This is a genomic window from Bacillus sp. FSL E2-8900, from assembly GCF_037966225.1.
Lineage (GTDB): Bacteria > Bacillota > Bacilli > Bacillales > Bacillaceae_G > Bacillus_A > Bacillus_A cereus.
On the sequence record NZ_CP150193.1, the window covers coordinates 4,127,899 to 4,147,944 of the forward strand.

The window sequence follows — 20,046 nt, forward strand, 5'->3', positions numbered from 1 at the left end:
TTATTGTTGCTCCTTATTTGCAGCAAGAATGAGTTCTTTGGCGCCTTGTTTAATTAAACGGTCCGCGGCCTCTAACCCTACTTCCTCAGGATTAGTACCCAATACTGTCTCTTTTAATAAAACAGAGCCATCCATAGAGCCGACAAGAGCTGTTAATTCGATTGCATCGTTTTCTGTAAGGGTTGCATATCCAGCAATTGGAACTTGGCATCCACCTTCAAGTTTATGAAGAAATACTCGCTCCGCTGCCACTGTTCTTTCTGTTATCGTATCATTAATATGCGCTAACAGCTGCAATAAATCCTTATCATCCTCACGACACTCAATCGCTAATGCACCTTGTCCTACAGCAGGTACACATAACGTATCATCTAAATGTTCTGTAATAACATCATTATCCCAGCCCATTCTTTGTAATCCAGCTGTCGCTAAAATAATCGCATCGTAATCTTCTTCTTTTAATTTACGTAAACGTGTATCGATATTCCCGCGAATCCACTTCACTTGTAAATCTGGTCTCGCAGCGAGTAGCTGTGCACTACGTCTTAAACTACTCGTACCTAAAATAGCACCTTCCGCTAACTCTTTAAACGATGCTCCATTTTTTGAGATAAAAGCATCACGAGGGTCAACACGCTTTGGTGTACAGCCAATCATTAAACCTTCTGGAAGTACGGCTGGCATATCTTTCATACTATGTACAGCCATATCGATTTCTTTCGTAAGTAACGCATGCTCAATTTCTTTAACGAACAAGCCTTTTCCGCCTACTTTTGAAAGAGTAACATCTAAAATAACATCACCTTTTGTGACAATTTCTTTCACTTCAAATTCATATGGTAGACCTAGGGCTTTTAACTGATCAATAAACCAGTTTGTTTGCGTTAATGCTAGTTTACTCTTTCGTGATCCTACAATAATTTTGCGCATAATTCTCTCTCCTCATTATAAATACCAAAAGTGGAAATTGGACAAACTGCTTAATAGAAAAATGTTTACTAGCATTACGAGAAACGATCCGATATTCCACTGTACAATTTTCTTACCTTGCAACACATCTGCCGCTCGTAAATATAAACCTGTGCAATACACAAATAGAACGACAAAAGATCCGATTACTTTCGTATCATACCAATGGAAATTATCCAATTTTGTATATCCCCATATACATCCTAATAAAATTGCTAGTAAGAAAAATGGAACAGAAAATAAATTTAATCCGTAAGACATAGATTCTAGCTTCGGTAAATTCCCTAACCTTCTTAATCTCGCATTCCATTTTTTCTTTTTTAATAGGCGATATTGCAGTAAATACATAATAGAAAAAATGAACGATACAGTAAACGTTGCGTAAGAAATAATTGCCATACCGACATGCACGTATACAAGTTCTGAAACTAATTGTTCCGCAAGTACTGGCGACATCTTTCCGAGCGGTGTAAAAATAGAAAAAGCGCTTACGCCAAATGCTACAACATTTGTAAAAAAGACTAAAAAGTCAATTCTCATAAATCGATTAATAACTAACGACATCGTAATCAATAACCAAACATAAAAATAAATCCCTGATAATAAAGTTAAAATAGGATTCGTTTCTGAATCTGTAGCTCTAAGCAACATAAAAATAGACTGCAGGACCCATACAATCGCAAGTAACCAAAAAGCAAATCGGTTCGCCTTTCGGTTACTTTGGAAATAATCTATAAAATATAAACTAATGCTACAAGCATATAAAATAATTGCAATATGATAAATAATACTGTTATTTAAAAAACTCATCCGATCATCCTTCCAAATTATAAAGATGGAACGGATGGTGTCCACACTCTTTTATGTTCTACTTCTTCCGCACGACTCTCTACTTCTTCCGTTTCTAAATCAAAAATCTTTGCAAATAACGCTAATTTTTCGCTCGCTCCCTCTTCAGCAGCTATTTCTTTCGCTACTAAAATTGGGTCTTTTAATAATTGATTAATAATACTTTTCGTATGCTTACTAATAACTTTTTTCTCACGATCACTAAGGTTTGGTATTTTTCGCTCTAGGCTTACCATCGTTTCACTTTGGATTGCAAGTGCCTTATCACGAAGAGCTGATATTAATGGAACAACACCAAGTGTACTTAACCACGTTTTAAATAGAACAATTTCCTCTTCAATCATAAATTGAATTTTCTCTGCCTCTTTCAAACGCTCAGCACGGTTTGCCTCCACTACTCCTTGTAAATCATCAATATCATACAAGAAAGAACCTTCTAGCTCATCAATCGCTGGATCAATATCACGCGGCACTGCAATGTCAACCATAAATAATGGACGACCAGAGCGCATTTTCTCCACCTTTGTCATCATCTCTTTCGTAATGACATACTCAGATGCACCAGTTGAACTAATTAAAATATCTGCTTCTAATAATGCACATTGTAATTCGCTTAACGATTTTGCATGTCCCATATATTTCTCAGCCATTACTTCTGCTTTCGAAAGCGTCCTATTCATAACTGTTACTTTACGAGCACCACTTCCATATAAGTTTTGTAGTGCAAGTTCGCCCATTTTACCAGCACCAAGAATAAGCACATGACAATCTGTTAACTCGCCAAATATTTTCTTTCCAAGCTCAACAGCAGCATAACTAACAGACATTGCACTTTCCCCGATTGTTGTTTCTGAGTGGGCACGTTTTGCTAATGTAATGACTTGCTTAAACAATTCATTAAAAATTGTGCCTGTTGCTTTAACTTGTTGCGCTTCTAAAAAGCTATCTTTTATTTGACCTAAAATCTGCGTTTCTCCGACTACCATTGAATCTAAACCGCACGTTACGCGGAATAAATGATCTATTGCGCCATCTTGTTCAAAAATAGTTAAATATGGCGCGACTTCTTCTATTTCAAGCTGAAACCAATCAGCTAAAAACTTCTTAATATAATACCGTCCCGTGTGTAATTGATCGACAACAGCATAAATCTCAGTGCGATTACAAGTTGATACAATGACATTCTCTAACACGCTCTTTTGATTTTGTAATGTAGTCATCGCTCGCTCTAGTTCTGCTGCCTGAAATGTGAGTTTCTCACGAAATTCTACAGGGGCTGTTCGATAATTTACACTAACAACAAGAATATGCACGCAGCATGTCCCCCTTCACCCGTTTTATCACTTTATCTACTATCATAATACAACTTTCCTCTTATGAATCTGACAATCGTGTGAACAACCGATTATTTTTTAATTATTCTCCGTATGTAATACAGGAGATTCAGTAACACTAATAAAAAAATTTCTACTTTATAATGATTATAAATTAATAACTCTATTTGTACGTTACCAAAAAAAGCCCTCATAATCAAGTGATGGAAACTATTCCATATAAATTATAACATCATCTTCCCTATCTTCTTTCATCATGAAGGAAAATATGTATGATTGTTCCAAAATGTAACAAAGACTTTCTCAATACAATGTATTTGACATTGTATTTCTTTTTCGTTATATTGGTTTTACAAAATTAAGTTGTGAACAACTTAATTAGAAGGGAGTTATTTATGACAGAAGACTCTTTGCATCTAGATAACCAACTTTGTTTTTCTATTTACGCCTGCTCTAGAGAGGTTACTCGTTTTTATCGACCTTATTTAGAAGAAATGGGTATTACGTATCCCCAGTACATTACTTTACTCGTACTATGGGAGCAAGATGGACTAACAGTAAAAGAAATTGGAGAACGTCTATTTTTAGATTCTGGTACGTTAACACCTATGTTAAAACGTATGGAATCATTAAAACTTGTAAAACGTGTTCGTTCCAAAGAAGACGAGCGAAAAGTTTGTATTGAATTAACAGAACAGGGCAAAGATTTAAAGGAAAAGGCTTGTTCATTACCGACAACGATGGCTACAAACTTAGGAATTACAGAGCAAGAATATCGCTCTTTATTAATTCAACTAAATAAACTGATTGACACAATGAAAACAATTAATGATGGAAAAGGGGAATAAATATGGATAAATTATATACTGCTTCAGTAACAGCAACAGGTGGAAGAAATGGGAAAGTAGTTTCAGATGATGGCATATTAAATCTTGATGTAAAAATGCCGAAAGCACTAGGTGGTGCAGGCGGAGAAGCAACAAATCCAGAACAACTATTTGCAGCTGGTTATGCAGCTTGTTTCGATAGTGCATTACAACTTGTCATTCGTACAAAACGTGTGAAAGTAGAAAGTACAGAAGTAACTGCTCACGTTTCTATCGGAAAAGATACAGATGGTGGTTTCGGCCTATCTGCTGTACTTGATGTACATGTGGCTGGCGTTTCACATAGCGAAGCACAAGAACTTGTGGAAGCGGCTCACGGTGTATGTCCTTACTCAAAAGCAACACGAGGAAATATTGAAGTTACATTAAACGTACGCTAAAAAATTTAGCAAAACAAAAACGCGCGACATTCGTCACGCGTTTTTTGTTTTTGTAAATTTATGAATTGCTTTCCACGCTTCTTCTTTTCCAAGTCCTGTTTCAGAAGAGAATAGAACAATTTCATCGCCAATTTCAACAGCAAGCGTTTCTTTTACAACTTTTAAATGCTTTTGCCATTTCCCTTTCGGAATTTTATCGGCTTTCGTCGCAATAATAATTGTTGGGATTTCATAATGCTTTAAGAAATCATACATCATCACGTCATCACTTGTTGGTTGGTGACGTAAATCAACTACTAATACAGCTGCGTCTAATTGTTCACGCGTTGTAAAGTACGTTTCAATCATTTTCCCCCATGCAGCGCGCTCCGATTTAGATACTTTCGCATATCCATAACCTGGAACGTCAACAAAGTGCATCATCTCATTGATTAAGAAAAAGTTCAGCGTTTGCGTTTTTCCTGGTTTAGAAGAAATACGTACTAACTTTTTACGATTTAAAATTTTATTAATAAAGGAAGACTTCCCCACATTTGAACGACCTGCTAATGCAATTTCTGGTAAATCACTGTCTGGATATTGTTCTGGTTTAACAGCACTAATTACAATATCTGCTTTTGTTACTTTCATTGTTTCACTCCTACTAATGCGTGCTCCAATACTTCATCTAAATGAGATGCAAGCACAAACGTAAGGTTTTCTTTTACGCTCTCTGGAATATCATCTAAATCTTTCTCGTTTTCTGCTGGCAAAATAATTTTTGTTAAGCCTGCGCGGTGAGCACTTAATGTTTTTTCTTTTAAACCACCAATTGGTAATACACGACCACGAAGTGTAATTTCACCTGTCATACCCACTTCTTTACTTACAGGAATACCTGTTAGCGCAGAAATAAGTGCCGTTGCCATCGTAATACCTGCTGACGGTCCGTCTTTTGGAACCGCTCCTTCTGGAACGTGAATATGAATATCATTTTTCTCATGGAAATTCGGATCGATCTGAAGCTCTTCTGCACGAGAACGTATATAACTAAACGCAGCTTGTGCTGATTCTTTCATAACATCCCCAAGTTTCCCTGTTAAAATTAGTTTCCCTTTTCCTGGCGCTACAGAAACTTCAATGGCAAGTGTATCGCCGCCTGCTGCTGTGTAAGCTAGACCTGTTGCCATACCAACTTGGTCTGTTTTTTCAGCTTGCCCATAACGGAATATGTGTTTACCAAGTAAATCAACAATCTTTTTCTCTGTCACAACGATACGTTTACGTTCTGCTGTAACGATAATCTTCGCTACTTTACGGCAAACTTTTGCAATTTGGCGCTCTAGCGTACGAACACCAGCCTCACGTGTATAATAACGAATAATCTCAAGCAGCGCTTCATCACGCACTTGTAAATTACCTTTTCGTAAGCCATGTTCTTTTAATTGTTTCGGCAATAAATGCTCACGAGCAATGTGTACTTTTTCAAGTTCTGTATAGCCAGCAATCGAAATGATTTCCATACGGTCAAGTAATGGACCTGGAATACTTGAAAGTGTATTAGCAGTTGCTACAAACATAACTTTTGATAGATCATATGGCTCTTCAATGTAATGATCACTGAAGTTATGGTTTTGTTCTGGATCTAATACTTCAAGTAATGCCGCTAATGGATCTCCACGGAAATCGTTAGACATTTTATCAATCTCATCTAATAAGAAGACTGGATTAACTGTTTTCGCCTTTTTCATACCTTGAATAATGCGTCCTGGCATTGCTCCAACATATGTACGGCGGTGACCACGAATTTCAGATTCATCACGCACACCACCAAGAGATACACGGACGAAGTTACGATTCAATGATGTTGCAATTGAACGCGCTAACGAAGTTTTGCCGACCCCAGGAGGGCCTACTAAACAAAGGATAGGTCCTTTTAATGAATTCGTTAACTTCTGTACAGCTAAATATTCAAGTACACGCTCTTTCACTTTTTCAAGACCGTAATGATCGTTATTTAAAATCTCTTCCGAATGAGCAAGATCAATTATATCTTCTGTTGCCTCTGTCCACGGAAGCGCTAATAACCAATCAATATAATTGCGAATAACACCACTCTCCGCAGAACTTGCTGGTAACTTTTCATAACGATCTAATTCTTTCAGCGCAGCCTTCATTGTTTCTTCCGGCATTCCTGACTGTTCAATTTTCTCACGAAGTTCTTCTACTTCTCCGCCCTTGCCTTCTTTGTCGCCAAGTTCAGTTTGAATCGCCTTCATTTGCTCACGTAAGAAATATTCTTTTTGCGTGCGCTCCATGGAACGTTTCACTTTTTGCCCAATTTTCTTTTCTAGGCTAAGTAACTCTTGTTCATCTTGAATAATTGAAATAAGTGTTTGTAATCGTTCTTTTACAGATACAATCTCTAGAATCTCTTGTTTCTGCTTCGTTTTAATCGGCAAGTGAGAAGCAATTAAATCAGCTAATCTCCCTGGTTCTTCCACATCAGCTACCGTTGCAAATGTTTCATTTGAAACTTTTTTCGAGACTTTAATATATTGTTCGAAATGCTCCAGTAACGTACGCATAAAAGCTTTCTCTTCTAAATCATCTTCTACTTCTTCAGTTACCGTTTTAATAGACACTTGTACTACATTTTCTTCTTCGATAAACTCTATTACTTCTGCTCTATGTAAACCTTCCACAAGGACACGAAGCGTACCGTTCGGCAATTTTAACATTTGCTTCACTTTCGCCACCGTACCTACACTATATATGTCATCTTCTTTCGGATCATCGATATTCATTTCTTTTTGCATTGCTAAAAAGATGATATTTTCATCCATTGCCGCCTGCTCTAGTGCTTGTATCGATTTATCACGTCCTACATCAAGATGCAAAACCATCGTTGGATATACGAGAACGCCTCTTAATGGTAGGAGGGGCACGATTCTTTCGTTCGTATTCATACTAGACATAGCACCTCCATAATAAATTAAACTCCTGTTCAACTATTTTATATTACAATACACCTAGATGCAATTGCTGAGATTCCGCGCAATTGTAAATAGCTTGTTTTTCTACCTCACGAAAAGAAAAAAGACTCCGATTAAGCATACAAACTTAAACGAAGTCTGGCAAATTTTATTATTGTTTATTTTTACATAGATTGTGCATCTGTTTCGTCTACGTGAGTATGTACATCTAGCTCTCTATGCATATTTTCTTGCATAAACGTTAACTCAAATACTTCTTTTAACTTACGGACAGGAATAATTTCAATTCCCTTGATCGTATACAAAAATGGTTGCATATTTTCAGCAGGAATAATGACTTTCTTAGCTCCCGCTTTTTTCGCAGCTTTTATTTTTGCGTACACGCCACCAATAGGTTTTACTTCTCCGTGTATACTTATTTCCCCTGTCATCGCTACTTCATTATTTACATACGTGCGGTGCACCGCAGAATATACACCTGTTGCCATAGCGATTCCTGCAGAAGGTCCATCAATTGGGATACCACCTGGAAAATTAATATGTATATCATATCCTTCTGGCAACACATCTAAAGAACGAAGTACTGTTAATACATTATCAACAGAGCCTTTCGCCATACTTTTACGACGAATCGATTTCGTTTGACTACCAATACTTTCTTCTTCCACAATTCCGGTAACATTTACCGATCCTTTATCTTTCGCCTTGATTGCTGTTACTTCAATTTCTAATAACGCACCTGTATTTGGTCCGTATACAGCAAGACCATTTACAAGACCAATCCTTGGAATCGGATAAATGTGCTTTTCATATTTCGGTGTAAGCTGACTTGAGTGAACAACCCACTCTATATCTTCATCCTTAATGAAAGAACGTTCTTCATTTATCGCCATACCAGCAGAGATTTGCACGAGATTAATCGCTTCTCGTCCATTCCTTGCATACATCCCGATCATTTCAATACCATTTTCACCTATTTGCATTTCCACTTTTTCCGCGGCATTTTTCGCTACTTTTTGAATTTCTTCCGTATCTAATTCACGGAAAAATACTTCTAAGCAACGTGACCGAATAGCAGGAGGAATTTCCTCTGGCGAACGTGTCGTTGCTCCAACTAAGCGAAAATCTGCCGGTAAGCCTTTTTGGAAAATATCATGTATATATGTTGGGATCATCGTATTTTCTTCACTATAGTACGCACTTTCTAAAAATACTTTTCGATCTTCTAACACCTTTAACATTTTATTCATTTGAATCGGATGGAGCTCGCCAATCTCATCAATAAACAAAATACCACCATGTGCATCTGTTACAGCACCTTTTTTCGGTTGCGGAATACCTGCTTGCCCCATCGCCCCAGCACCTTGATAAATCGGATCATGCACCGAACCTATTAAAGGGTCTGCGATACCACGTTCATCAAACCGAGCTGTTGTCGCATCAAGTTCAATAAATGTTGCATTCGTACGAAATGGAGATTTAGGATTTCGTTTCGCTTCTTCTAATACAAGACGTGCTGCCGCTGTTTTCCCAACACCTGGCGGGCCATATATGATTACATGTTGCGGATTCGGACCACAAAGAGCCGCTTTTAACGACTTAATTCCGTCCTCTTGCCCTACAATATCTAAAAAGGTTGTAGGACGCACCTTTTCTGCTAGCGGTTCTGTTAAAGAAATCTCACGCATTTTACGAAGCTGTTCTAATTCTTTTTTCGATTCTCGATCAATTGAAACTTTTTGTGTTCGTTGATTTCGAAGTAAATGCCAGAAATACAATCCGACAATTACACCAAAAACAAGTTGAACAACTAAAAATATATTTGTCCAGCTCATTATTTATTTCCTCCCGCAATATTTTATCTCTTAGTATTTCCGCGGAGGAACGTAGCTAAACATAAAGAAAAACAGCAATTATAAAAATTGCTGTTTCCCTTTCTCATTATGCAGATGTTTTTGTATCAAGTACAGTACCGTCTTGTAACACCAATTTTGGCGGCTCATTATCAGCTACTGTTTCTTTTGTAAGAATACACTTCTCGATATCTTTACGAGATGGAAGTTCGAACATTACATCAAGCATTAAGCCTTCAATAATAGAACGAAGTCCACGAGCACCCGTTTTACGTTCAATTGCTTTTTTCGCAATTTCGATTAGTGCACCTTCTTCAAACTCTAACTCAACATCGTCAAGCTCCAATAATTTTTGGAATTGCTTAACAAGTGCATTTTTCGGTTTCGTTAAAATATCAACAAGAGCATCTTCATCAAGTGGCTCTAGGTTCGCAATAACTGGAAGACGACCGATAAACTCTGGAATTAAACCAAATCTTAAAAGATCCTCTGGTAATACGTGAGATAAAACATGCTTCTCATTTACATCAGCGTTTTTCTTCTCAGAACCAAATCCAATTACTTTTTCACCAAGGCGACGTTTAATAATCGGCTCAATGCCATCAAACGCTCCACCACAAATGAATAAGATGTTCGTTGTATCAATTTGAATAAACTCTTGGTGCGGATGCTTACGACCACCTTGAGGTGGAACGCTTGCTACAGTACCTTCTAAAATTTTCAGAAGTGCCTGCTGCACACCTTCACCAGATACATCACGTGTAATTGATGGATTTTCGGACTTACGTGCCACTTTATCAATCTCATCAATATAAATAATTCCTTTTTCCGCTTTCTCTACATCATAATCAGCTGCTTGAATTAATTTTAGTAAGATATTTTCTACATCTTCCCCAACATATCCAGCTTCTGTTAAAGATGTTGCGTCCGCGATTGCAAATGGAACATTTAAAATACGCGCTAAAGTTTGTGCCAGTAATGTTTTACCACTACCTGTTGGCCCGATAAGTGCGATATTACTCTTCGCTAATTCTACATCATCAATTTTGCTGTTAGAATTAATGCGTTTGTAATGGTTATATACCGCTACCGCTAGTGCTTTTTTCGCGCTATCTTGCCCGATGACATACTCATCTAAGATTTCACGAATTTCTACCGGTTTCGGTACATCTTTGAATTCTACTTCTTCGTCCTTCGCAAGCTCCTCTTGTACAATTTCAGTACAAAGTTCGATACACTCGTCACAAATGTAAACACCTGGACCTGCCACTAACTTTCGAACTTGCGTTTGTGTTTTACCACAGAAAGAACATTTTAATTGCCCTTTTTCATCATTAAATTTAAACATATTTTCACACCCCTTACAAAGTGCTAACCTCTTGCCTTCGTATGTACACGATAAATGTATCGTATGTAAATACATATTATGTCACTACGTGGCGAGAAATACAAATAATATGACTAGTTATGTACAAATAAAAAATTTTTAAAACTTTTGAAATATGTATATTCGACTTGTAAAGGAACTTTTCCTTCTCCATCGAAAAGTTTTATAAATATATTTCTATATTTATAAAACAAGGCACGATTTTAATCGTGCCTTGTTATTTTATTATGCAGCGTTTTCTACTAAGAAGTCTACAGCTTTACGCACTTTAAGATCTTCAGCTAAAGCGTCTACGCTTCCAAGAGCTTGCTTGATAGCGTCTACTGGCATACCGTACATTTCAGCCATTTTTTCAACTTCTGCAGTTACTTCTTCTTCAGTAACTTCGATGTTTTCAGCTTCAATGATAGCTTCAAGAACAAGATTGATTCTTACACGTTTTTGTGCATCTTCTTTCATTTGCTCTTTTAATTTGTCAGCATCAGTACCTGTGAATTGGTAGTAAAGCTCAAGGTTCATACCTTGTTGGCTTAAACGTTGCTCGAATTCACGAACCATACGATCTAACTCAGTGTTGATCATAGCTTCTGGAATTTCGATTTCAGCGTTAGCAGCAGCTAATTCTACTACTTCGTCACGTACTTTGTGCTCAGCTTCGTGCTTTTTGCCTTCTTCTAAGTTTGTGCGAAGTTTTGCTTTTAATTCATCAAGAGTTGCAACCGCTTCGTCTGCTTCTTTAGCGAACTCGTCGTTTAACTCAGGAAGTTCTTTTGTTTTGATTTCGTGAATTGTTACTTTGAATGTTGCTGGTTTGCCAGCTAATTCAGCAGCATGGTACTCTTCTGGGAATGATACTTCAACGTCTTTAGACTCACCAGATTTAAGACCGATTACTTGCTCTTCGAAACCTGGGATGAATGTACCAGAACCGATTGCTAGAGAGTAGTTTTCGCCTTTTCCGCCTTCAAATGCTTCGCCATCAACGAAACCTTCGAAGTCGATTACAGCTGTATCACCGTTTTCAACAGTTCCTTCTTCTTTAACAACTAGTTCAGCTTGACGTTCTTGTAAAGATTTTAATTCGTTCTCTACATCTTCGTCAGTTACAGTTGTTTCAACTTTTTCTACTGCTAAACCTTTGTACTCACCTAATTTAACTTCAGGTTTCACTGTAACTTTTGCAGTGAAGATAAGGTTAGCATTTTTTTCGAACTTCTCGATGTCGATTTCAGGATGATCAACTGGGAAGATACCAGCTTCTTCAATCGCTTCACCGTATGCTTTTGGTAAAATGATATCTAAAGCATCTTGGTATAAAGATTCAATACCAAAGCGTTGTTCGAATAATGGACGAGGCATTTTTCCTTTACGGAAACCTGGTACGTTAATTGTTTTTACTACTTTTTTGAACGCAGCGTCGATAGAGTTGTTTACTTCTTTAGCATCAACTTCGATTGTTAAAACGCCAACGTTACCTTCTAATTTTTCCCATTTTGTAGACATTTATTCTTTCCCTCCAACTATAATAATGTATGCACATACCTCTATAGATTAAGATCTTCATTATCTCTTTTTTGAAATAACAAATACACAAATAATCCTCTAGCAAAAGCTTTCAGATATAATGTTCCAATCTACTAATTGCCCAGAAGACAACTACGGTATATTTTGTTCGAGAATAATATGAAACATATTAAGTAAGAGAATTACACTTCTCTTCTCTTACAAACAGGCAGTTTTCTGCCTTTTGCAACCCTTACATTATAACATAGAATATGCTCGTTTCAAGAACTGAACGATTCTTTTTCATAATTATACGGGCAAATATCCTTCTCTTTCAACACGTAATAACCATTGATAGGCAATATGAAACTCTTCCAATTCGATATTGTATGCTGCCATAAGCTCTTCTTCATCAATAGCCAATCCGAAACGCTTTCTTCCAATTCTCTCTAAAACAGCTGACCAAATCTCTTCTTTATCCATTAATAGAGCGAATGGGAAAATGCTAATTTGCAATTCTTTCCAATATGTAACCATCGCTTCAAATATATCGGGATAATTTTGCTCTAATCGACTTGATAATTTATGTATAATGTTATTGGATTGCTCCTCATTATGACCTGTAAATGCTGGAATTACCTTAATCGTATTCCCAAACTTTTCTACCTCTATTTCCTCTTCTACCTGACTTTCTATCATTTTATACAAAATAGAAGTTTTCAAATAGGGGTGTTGCTCTTCATCTATTAAAAATTTCTTTAAAACAGGTAATGCAAGATCTAAGTCTTTTAATGAAAGTCGCTGAATCGCTCTTAGCTTCTGTCCAAAGTTTTCTCCAAAAATTTCATTAGTAAACTCATTCAACTCAAAATTTGAATCCACTAGCGATGCGTCTCCCTCATTTAGCATACCTTCTGCAAATAAAGCAAGCTGCGCTAATTTTTCCTTTTGATCAGGCATTATATCTTTCGTTTGTAAAACCTTTTCAACAGTTTCAATAACACCTTCATAATCATTTGTTTGAACTAAAATAGTCACGTACGTTTCAAGAATATCACCAAATAAGACAACTCCTGTTTTAAGCAACTGTTCACATTTGTCTTTCGCTTCTTCCATACGTTTTAATTCGAGTAAACAAATAACTGAAGCTAATTCCGTTTGTTCCGTTTCCGCATTATACTGACGTAATATTTCAAAGCAGCGCAATGCATCTTCGAACTTCCGCTCTTTCAACGCTAAAAAACCTTCATCAATATAGCGCTCTGATAGCTGCGGAAACAATACGACCGTATTTTCTTTTTTATCCATACGTCCGCCTCTTTTTCTTGATTTTAATTATGTTCAAAGTAAATATATCAAATGCGTAATGAGAACACAACATCCCCAAATTATTTGTTTGAAATATGAAAATATTTAATTTTTACATTCCAATACGAATAAATCTCTACTAAAAATTAAAATTGTACAAATAAAAATCCCCAGCAACAAACGCAGAGGATTCATCATTAATGGAAAGCTTTTATAATTGTGGGGTATATTACAAGGGTAATAATTTGGAGAACAATAATTGCCATAACAATCATGCTAAAATAGAAGATTGGTTTACTTCGCTTCATTAAAAACATAATAATAAGCATCGTACAAGCAAACAAACTTAAGAAGAACAAACTTGTTGTCGAACTAAGTATACCACTTGGGACAAAGAACAATAACACTACACTACAAGTACCTATAATTCCAAATAACCATTCCATTCATTCACTCATTCCCTTTCCCTCTCATGGCTGTTTTCTCTAAGCAATCAAATGTTTCACAACATCAACTACATACGTTAATTTCTCATACGCTACAAATCCAAAAGCAACCGTTAAGCCCGTTACAACTAATCCTTTCATCATTTCTGCCTCCTCGTTTTATCGTTGTTATCTTCATTATAAAAGATTAGCAATTTGTTACCATCGAACTACCTTACAGTTACCTTACAGAATTGTAAGATTTCAAAAGAGGATAGAAAAACACCTCACATAGCTTGAGGTGCTTTCACGGAATTTCTCTATAATCACTTGCAAAATTAACTTTTTTCTCTTGGTTATTTTTCGGAGAATCCAATCTTAAACTAATAGATTTACTAAATAATTTAGGATCAAAATAATTATTCATTACTTTTCTTAACTTACCTTCAGATATTTTCGTATTACAAGAAAACAAAGGATGAAAATCATGTTAATATATTTTTGTACAATTAAGAATTTAATTTACAAGGGGGATTATATATGTTTAAAAAAATGGCCGCAGATGTATTAGGACTAAGCGATGTAGGTTCTGTTATTACACCTAAAGACTATGATAAGGTCGATGCCGATGATTATGTAATGCATGAAGATGGGGAGAAAATTTACTTTCTAATTAAATCGAAATCAGATGAATATTGCTTCACAAACAAAGGGTTAATTCACTTAGACGGTACAAGCGCAACAAGTAAAAAACGTACACTACGCCGCTTTAGTTATAGTAAATATCAAATTAAAAACGTAGCACTTGAAACTGCAGGAACGATTGATTTAGATGTAGAAATTAAGTTTCAAATGGGCGATGAACATTACTCAATTGATGTTCATAAAAAACATATTGAAGAATTAAAAGATTTATATAAGGCTTTACTTAACATCGAAGAAATTTCATACGACAACGATATTACATTACAATATGCACATAAAAGTTTAGATATGGCATCTAATGCCTTTAGCCGCATTTCAAACGCACAAGTAAATTTAGCAGAGCAATTTAAAGAAATGAACGAGATTGCCTTTAACTGGCTTGTTGATACGAAGAAACAATATAATGTGAAAGATTATGGTTTTGTATTTGAGAAGTTTATTAATAACTAAACAGAAAACCTTGTTATCAAAAGATAACAAGGTTTTTGTAGCGTACCAGGAGAGATTCGAGCTCCCGCTCCGCCCATTTCCGTACTATTTTATATATTTTGATCGCAGTCTTAATATATCTTCTCCTTCGCGAATGCCTGCCGATCCCTTCCTCACATTTTTTACGATAGTCCAATTCGGGTTAGTTTCATCACCGATGTTCTGTACTGTAAAATTGCCATCACCATATTTTCGGTGACCTTCTGCCAATTTCTCCGTTAAATCGTTCTCATTTGATCTCGCCATCTTTGCGCCATCTCCCTTTTTTATACGACCTTCTTAAACCATCTAACCAATCACAGGTCCAGTCAATTGGAGATTCTCGTTTTCCGCTTCTATTAATTGTAACACACTCACAGGGATAAGTTCCGATAACTGCTGCTCAATCGTACTAGAATGGTAAAGAGTTTTATAATATTGTAAGTAAACAATTAAGAGAATCTGGATATGGATTTGAGTTCCATCATAAACCTATTGATTCTTTAAATTAAATAAGAGGAATAGGGCGCATAAATGGTCCTCTTTTTATTTAAGAAAAAGAAGTACATATGCAACTGCTTAATATCAAAGGAAAGGTCGCAAATATTAAGCATGAACTACACTTATAACCCAAACAAAAAACCTTGTTATCAAAAGATAACAAGGTTTTTTTAGCGTCCCAGGAGAGATTCGAACTCCCGACCGTACGCTTAGAAGGCGTATGCTCTATCCGGCTGAGCTACTGGGACATGGAGCGGGTGAAGAGAATCGAACTCTCGACCAGAGCTTGGAAGGCTCTTGTTTTACCACTAAACTACACCCGCATATGTTATTTTCTTTTCTTCGTTAGCGCCGTTGCCCTATCGACAATATTTATTATATGTATAACCACACATAAAGTCAACACCTTTTTTAAAAGAGGATAAATTTTCTTATCCTCTTTTAAAAACTGCCTGTTCAACTAGTTGTCCGTCTAACGTTTCAAAACGAACTTCCATTTGATTTTCATCCATTTCTAATAAAGCAAATGTCTTTTCTACACGCTGACGTGGTAATAAAATACTGCCTGGATTAATAAATAAAACGCCCTCGATTAATTCCGCACCTAATACGTGAGAATGTCCGAAGCATGCAACTTGTGCTCCCACTTCTTCAGCATGGTACGCTAGCGTTTGTAATGTCATTTTCACATTATGGCGATGTCCATGCACAACTAAGAAGCGAATTCCATCTACATCAGTTACAATTTCATCTTGAAAGTTAGCATAATCACAGTTTCCTTTTACAACATGGAAACCTTGCAGTTCTTCATGAGCAGATGTTAGCTCTGAATCACCGCAATGAATCATGATATCTACTTTCCCTTCATACTTCTCTTTCAACTGCTGTAATTCCTTCACAGAGCTATGACTATCGCTTACGATTAAAGCTTTCATCATTCTCTCTCCCTTATTCTCCTAAAAACCATTCCGGGATTTTTTCTTCTAACTTACGAAGAGCACGTCCGCGGTGACTAATAGCATTTTTTTCATCTGAACTTAATTCCGCCATTGCTTTTTTGTACTCTTCCACATAAAAGATCGGATCGTATCCAAAGCCATTTTCTCCGCGGCGTTGTTCTAAAATAAATCCTTCACATGTCCCGTTTACAATGACAGGCTTTTTATCACCTTCAGGGAAAGCTACTGCTAATGCACAGTAGAAGCGAGCTTTACGCTTATCAAACGGTATTTCATTTAATTCTTGTAAAACTTTATCAATATTCGCTTGATCATCTTTTGGCTCTCCAGCAAAACGAGCTGAATACACGCCTGGTTTCCCGTTTAACGCATCTACAATAAGACCTGAATCATCCGCAATTACAATTGCATTCAACTGTCTACTCAAACTATCCGCTTTTAAGATCGCATTTTCTTCAAATGTTTCACCAGTTTCTTCGACTTCTTCAATATGAGGAAAATCGTGTAATGATTTCACTTCTAAATCAAATCGCTCAAATAACTCAGCAAATTCACGTACTTTCCCCATATTTTTTGTCGCTACAACAACTTGTTTCATACTTTCCACCTCTACTCTATATGAGATACGATGTCACCTAACGCTTCTTTTTGCATATCAATCAGTTGGAAAATGCCTTGTTCTGCTGCATCAAGTAATTCATTTAACTGCGCTCTACTAAACGTCGCTTCTTCTCCAGTTCCTTGCACTTCAACGAACTGACCTTTTCCAGTCATAATTACATTCATATCAACGTCTGCTTTAGAATCTTCTGCATAGTTTAAATCTAAAACAACACCTTGCTCTTCAACAATTCCTACTGATGTTGCTGCTAAATAATCTTTTACTGGAATTTTAGATACTTTTTCTGCTTGTAATAATTTCTCGAAAGCTAATACCATCGCTACATATGCACCTGTAATAGAAGCTGTTCTCGTTCCACCATCTGCTTGGATGACATCACAGTCAATCCAAACTGTTCTCTCGCCAAGCGCTTCTAAATCAACTACCGCACGTAATGCTCGTCCTATTAAGCGCTGGATTTCCATTGTACGTCCTGTTACTTTCCCTTTGCTTGACTCCCTAATTGTACGTTGTTCTGTCGCACGTGGAATCATCGCATATTCAGCTGTTACCCAGCCCTTTCCTTCTCCACGCATAAATGGCGGGACACGCTCTTCAATTGTCGCTGAGCAAATTACCTTTGTATCCCCAACCTCAATTAACACTGATCCTTCTGGATGTTTTAAATAATTCGTATGAATATGTATATGGCGTAATTCTGTTTTCTCTCTACCATCTACTCGCATAAAAATAACCTCCTCATAACTACTTGTTAGTATAGCCAAATTTAAATGTATGATATGTATACAATAAAAGAAGAGGAACCCAAAAAGCAATCCCTCTTTCTTACTTAAGTATATCAAATTATTGACGATTAAAAACTACCTGTATTCACGTTTTCTGGACGATCTACAGGTTTTATTAACTTTCCGCCCTTTTCATCTATAAGATTTGCTTTTCCATTCACTTCAATAGAAATATTTTTCACACCTTTCTTTTCTGTTAAAGATAAAACTAACGACTTCAATACGTAATTTGAGATCATATTTTTATCTGGGTTTACAAATATATTTTCATTAAAGTTTAATGTAAGATTTCCGTCTTGTAATTTCGGATTCGTAATAAGCTTAACGCCTGGATTAAAATCATTCAGGAGCGATTGATGGATCGGACCTTTTACAAGTTCATCTATAATTGTTGCATAGTCATTTTCTTTACCTTCCGCAACGCGGCGTGTGACTGGTACGTAGTATTGCTGTTTATTATTATTTTGCGCCATAAAATACAGTGTAACTGGTTTTGTATTTGTTACATCTGCTACTTGTTCATCATCGAAGTTAATACCATTTGCACGGCTCACTCCTTCACCAAGCGGTGTACCACCAACCGGCATCTTTGCCAATTTCTCACCATTTATTTGGAACTGCACTTGTTTTATCTCTGTAAATTGCGTCAACGTCCAAGCTATAGATTCAACGATTTGACGCTCTTCTTCTTTCGCATAGTTTTTCATTTCTTTAGAGAAATCAATAACTGCCGTTCCGTCCTTTTTCAAATCTAAGGTCATCGTTGTATTCGCCGGAATGACTGCACGAAACCCATTCGGTAATAAATTCGTTACCGGTCCATCTTTCACAAGGTATTCTAACGTTTGCTTCACAGTCTCATTTGCTTTCGGAGTAGGTATAGCTAACGTTTGTGGTACAACATAACCATTTTTATCAACAAGGTATAGTTCTCTATTTACCATTTGCCCTTGCTTATCTTTTTTAGCTACTTCTTTCTTCCCACCCTCTGTATACGTAACTTGTTTTGGCGGATCAATTTGTTCAGTTGCTTTCTCTTGATTTATAAAGCCACACCCTGTTAGTAAAACAGCACTCACAGTAGCACCAACAACCCATTTAAAAGTGGATTTAGGCATGCCATTCCCCCCTAAAATCTAAGTTTGTACTATTATGTATACGAGCTGTTTCACGTTTTAGAACAAGCTGCGCCTCTTATAAATTGAAACTTTAATCAACAGGGGTCTTACTCCCCAGCAAATAGCAAGATAAAACAAAAACTCCTGATTTCTCAGGAGCTCACTTATATAAATTCTACTATTATTCTTTTTCTAAATGAATATGCTTCACATTTTCAATCGGTTGACCGAACCATTTTGATGCAATTTCTTTAAACAAGCCTATTTTTCCTGTTGTTAAGAAGAGATGATCGCTTTGTTCTTCTCCTTCATTCAACATTTTACTATGATATAAGATTGTACTTACTTCACGTGCTGTTTCATCACCAGAACTAATTAGTTGCACTTTATCTCCCATTACTTTTTTAATAACAGGTCCTAAAATCGGATAATGTGTACACCCTAATATAAGTGTATCAATATCGGTACTTTTCAGTGGTTGCAACGTTTCTCTTACAACTTCATACGCCATTTCACTTTCGAAATTCCCACTCTCTACAAGTTCAACGAAAGGTGGACAAGCTAAACTTTCTACCATAACACGGTTATTAATAGACTTTAACGCCTCTTCGTATGCACCACTTTTCACCGTTCCAATCGTTCCAATAATCCCAACGTGATACGTGTTTGTCACTTTTAAAGCTGTACGTGATCCTGGGTGAATAACTCCTACTACTGGAATTGGTAATTGTTTTTGCATCTCTTCTAATACAACTGCAGTTGCTGTATTACACGCAATAACTAACATTTTAATATTTAAATCTAGTAAATGCTCTGTCATTTCCCACGTAAATTGACGTACTTCTTCTCGAGAACGTGGACCATAAGGACAACGTGCTGTATCTCCTAAATATATGATACGCTCTTTCGGCAACTGACGAATTAATTCCTTCGCTACTGTTAAACCGCCAACTCCTGAATCGATAACACCGATTGCTCTATTCAACTTCATCACCCGTTTTCTCATTCATCATCTTTT

Annotated in this window: 19 protein-coding genes and 2 tRNA genes; 3 read left to right on the forward strand and 18 right to left on the reverse strand. The window is 36.6% G+C overall.

Annotated features, from left to right (window positions below):
* The 3 genes from hemC to hemA are packed head-to-tail and all read right to left on the reverse strand — an operon-like array spanning position 1 to position 3,131.
* Positions 1 to 930 carry a hydroxymethylbilane synthase gene (hemC, locus tag NST90_RS21125; RefSeq protein WP_046393010.1) on the reverse strand — a complete coding sequence of 310 codons (930 nt, stop codon included), beginning with the start codon at positions 928 to 930 and terminating at the stop codon, positions 1 to 3.
* A 15-nt stretch (positions 931 to 945) separates the two neighbouring features.
* Positions 946 to 1,779, reverse strand: a complete 834-nt coding sequence (gene ccsA, locus NST90_RS21130; protein ID WP_000008991.1) for a cytochrome c biogenesis protein CcsA — start codon at positions 1,777 to 1,779, stop codon at positions 946 to 948.
* A gap of 17 nt (positions 1,780 to 1,796) precedes the next feature.
* A complete protein-coding gene (hemA, locus tag NST90_RS21135) occupies positions 1,797 to 3,131 on the reverse strand; it encodes a glutamyl-tRNA reductase (RefSeq protein ID WP_000547868.1) in 1,335 nt (444 codons plus the stop codon).
* 416 nt (positions 3,132 to 3,547) lie between these two features.
* Between hemA and NST90_RS21140 the strand changes: the two genes are divergently transcribed.
* Together NST90_RS21140 and NST90_RS21145 are read left to right on the forward strand one after the other, a co-directional pair.
* Positions 3,548 to 4,000: a MarR family transcriptional regulator gene (locus NST90_RS21140; RefSeq protein WP_000133916.1), complete on the forward strand. Its 453-nt coding sequence runs from the start codon at positions 3,548 to 3,550 to the stop codon at positions 3,998 to 4,000.
* A gap of 2 nt (positions 4,001 to 4,002) precedes the next feature.
* Positions 4,003 to 4,419 (forward strand): organic hydroperoxide resistance protein, encoded by a 417-nt coding sequence (locus NST90_RS21145; RefSeq protein WP_000359781.1) that lies wholly within the window; start codon positions 4,003 to 4,005, stop codon positions 4,417 to 4,419.
* A 33-nt stretch (positions 4,420 to 4,452) separates the two neighbouring features.
* Here NST90_RS21145 and ysxC read toward each other — a convergent pair whose 3' ends face one another.
* From ysxC to NST90_RS21180, 7 genes are all read right to left on the reverse strand, one after another.
* Complete coding sequence (ysxC, locus tag NST90_RS21150) at positions 4,453 to 5,049, reverse strand: ribosome biogenesis GTP-binding protein YsxC (protein ID WP_000869116.1); 597 nt, start codon at positions 5,047 to 5,049, stop codon at positions 4,453 to 4,455.
* Positions 5,046 to 7,376: an endopeptidase La gene (gene lon, locus NST90_RS21155; protein WP_283748093.1), complete on the reverse strand. Its 2,331-nt coding sequence runs from the start codon at positions 7,374 to 7,376 to the stop codon at positions 5,046 to 5,048. The genes ysxC and lon overlap by 4 nt, the downstream gene beginning before the upstream one ends.
* A 182-nt stretch (positions 7,377 to 7,558) precedes the next feature.
* A complete protein-coding gene (lonB, locus tag NST90_RS21160; RefSeq protein WP_000119170.1) occupies positions 7,559 to 9,229 on the reverse strand; it encodes an ATP-dependent protease LonB in 1,671 nt (556 codons plus the stop codon).
* Between the two features lie 106 nt (positions 9,230 to 9,335).
* Positions 9,336 to 10,595, reverse strand: a complete 1,260-nt coding sequence (clpX, locus tag NST90_RS21165) for an ATP-dependent protease ATP-binding subunit ClpX (protein ID WP_000472289.1) — start codon at positions 10,593 to 10,595, stop codon at positions 9,336 to 9,338.
* A 264-nt stretch (positions 10,596 to 10,859) separates the two neighbouring features.
* A complete protein-coding gene (gene tig, locus NST90_RS21170; RefSeq protein ID WP_000105215.1) occupies positions 10,860 to 12,137 on the reverse strand; it encodes a trigger factor in 1,278 nt (425 codons plus the stop codon).
* Between the two features lie 309 nt (positions 12,138 to 12,446).
* Complete coding sequence (locus NST90_RS21175) at positions 12,447 to 13,445, reverse strand: hypothetical protein (RefSeq protein WP_000358279.1); 999 nt, start codon at positions 13,443 to 13,445, stop codon at positions 12,447 to 12,449.
* Positions 13,446 to 13,642: 197 nt separating this feature from the next.
* A complete protein-coding gene (locus NST90_RS21180; protein WP_001983650.1) occupies positions 13,643 to 13,891 on the reverse strand; it encodes a hypothetical protein in 249 nt (82 codons plus the stop codon).
* A 519-nt stretch (positions 13,892 to 14,410) separates the two neighbouring features.
* Here NST90_RS21180 and NST90_RS21185 point away from each other — a divergent pair.
* Entirely contained in the window at positions 14,411 to 15,025 is a 615-nt protein-coding gene (locus NST90_RS21185) for a PH domain-containing protein (RefSeq protein WP_000473871.1), read from the forward strand.
* Positions 15,026 to 15,109: 84 nt separating this feature from the next.
* On the opposite strand, the gene NST90_RS21190 is transcribed toward NST90_RS21185, so the two are convergent.
* From NST90_RS21190 to racE, 8 genes are all read right to left on the reverse strand, one after another.
* Positions 15,110 to 15,310: a hypothetical protein gene (locus NST90_RS21190; RefSeq protein ID WP_000124459.1), complete on the reverse strand. Its 201-nt coding sequence runs from the start codon at positions 15,308 to 15,310 to the stop codon at positions 15,110 to 15,112.
* Positions 15,311 to 15,718: 408 nt separating this feature from the next.
* A tRNA-Arg gene (locus tag NST90_RS21195) sits at positions 15,719 to 15,792 on the reverse strand.
* Between the two features lies 1 nt (position 15,793).
* Positions 15,794 to 15,867: transfer RNA gene (locus NST90_RS21200), tRNA-Gly, on the reverse strand.
* Positions 15,868 to 15,975: 108 nt separating this feature from the next.
* Positions 15,976 to 16,479, reverse strand: coding sequence for a metallophosphoesterase (locus NST90_RS21205; protein ID WP_000645511.1), 504 nt, complete (start codon positions 16,477 to 16,479; stop codon positions 15,976 to 15,978).
* Between the two features lie 13 nt (positions 16,480 to 16,492).
* Complete coding sequence (locus NST90_RS21210; protein WP_000815939.1) at positions 16,493 to 17,101, reverse strand: XTP/dITP diphosphatase; 609 nt, start codon at positions 17,099 to 17,101, stop codon at positions 16,493 to 16,495.
* 11 nt (positions 17,102 to 17,112) lie between these two features.
* Positions 17,113 to 17,850 (reverse strand): ribonuclease PH, encoded by a 738-nt coding sequence (rph, locus tag NST90_RS21215; protein ID WP_001261765.1) that lies wholly within the window; start codon positions 17,848 to 17,850, stop codon positions 17,113 to 17,115.
* Between the two features lie 128 nt (positions 17,851 to 17,978).
* Positions 17,979 to 19,028, reverse strand: a complete 1,050-nt coding sequence (gene gerM, locus NST90_RS21220; protein ID WP_001126748.1) for a spore germination protein GerM — start codon at positions 19,026 to 19,028, stop codon at positions 17,979 to 17,981.
* 181 nt (positions 19,029 to 19,209) lie between these two features.
* A complete protein-coding gene (gene racE / locus NST90_RS21225; protein WP_000774005.1) occupies positions 19,210 to 20,019 on the reverse strand; it encodes a glutamate racemase in 810 nt (269 codons plus the stop codon).
* Between the last annotated feature and the right edge of the window lie 27 nt (positions 20,020 to 20,046).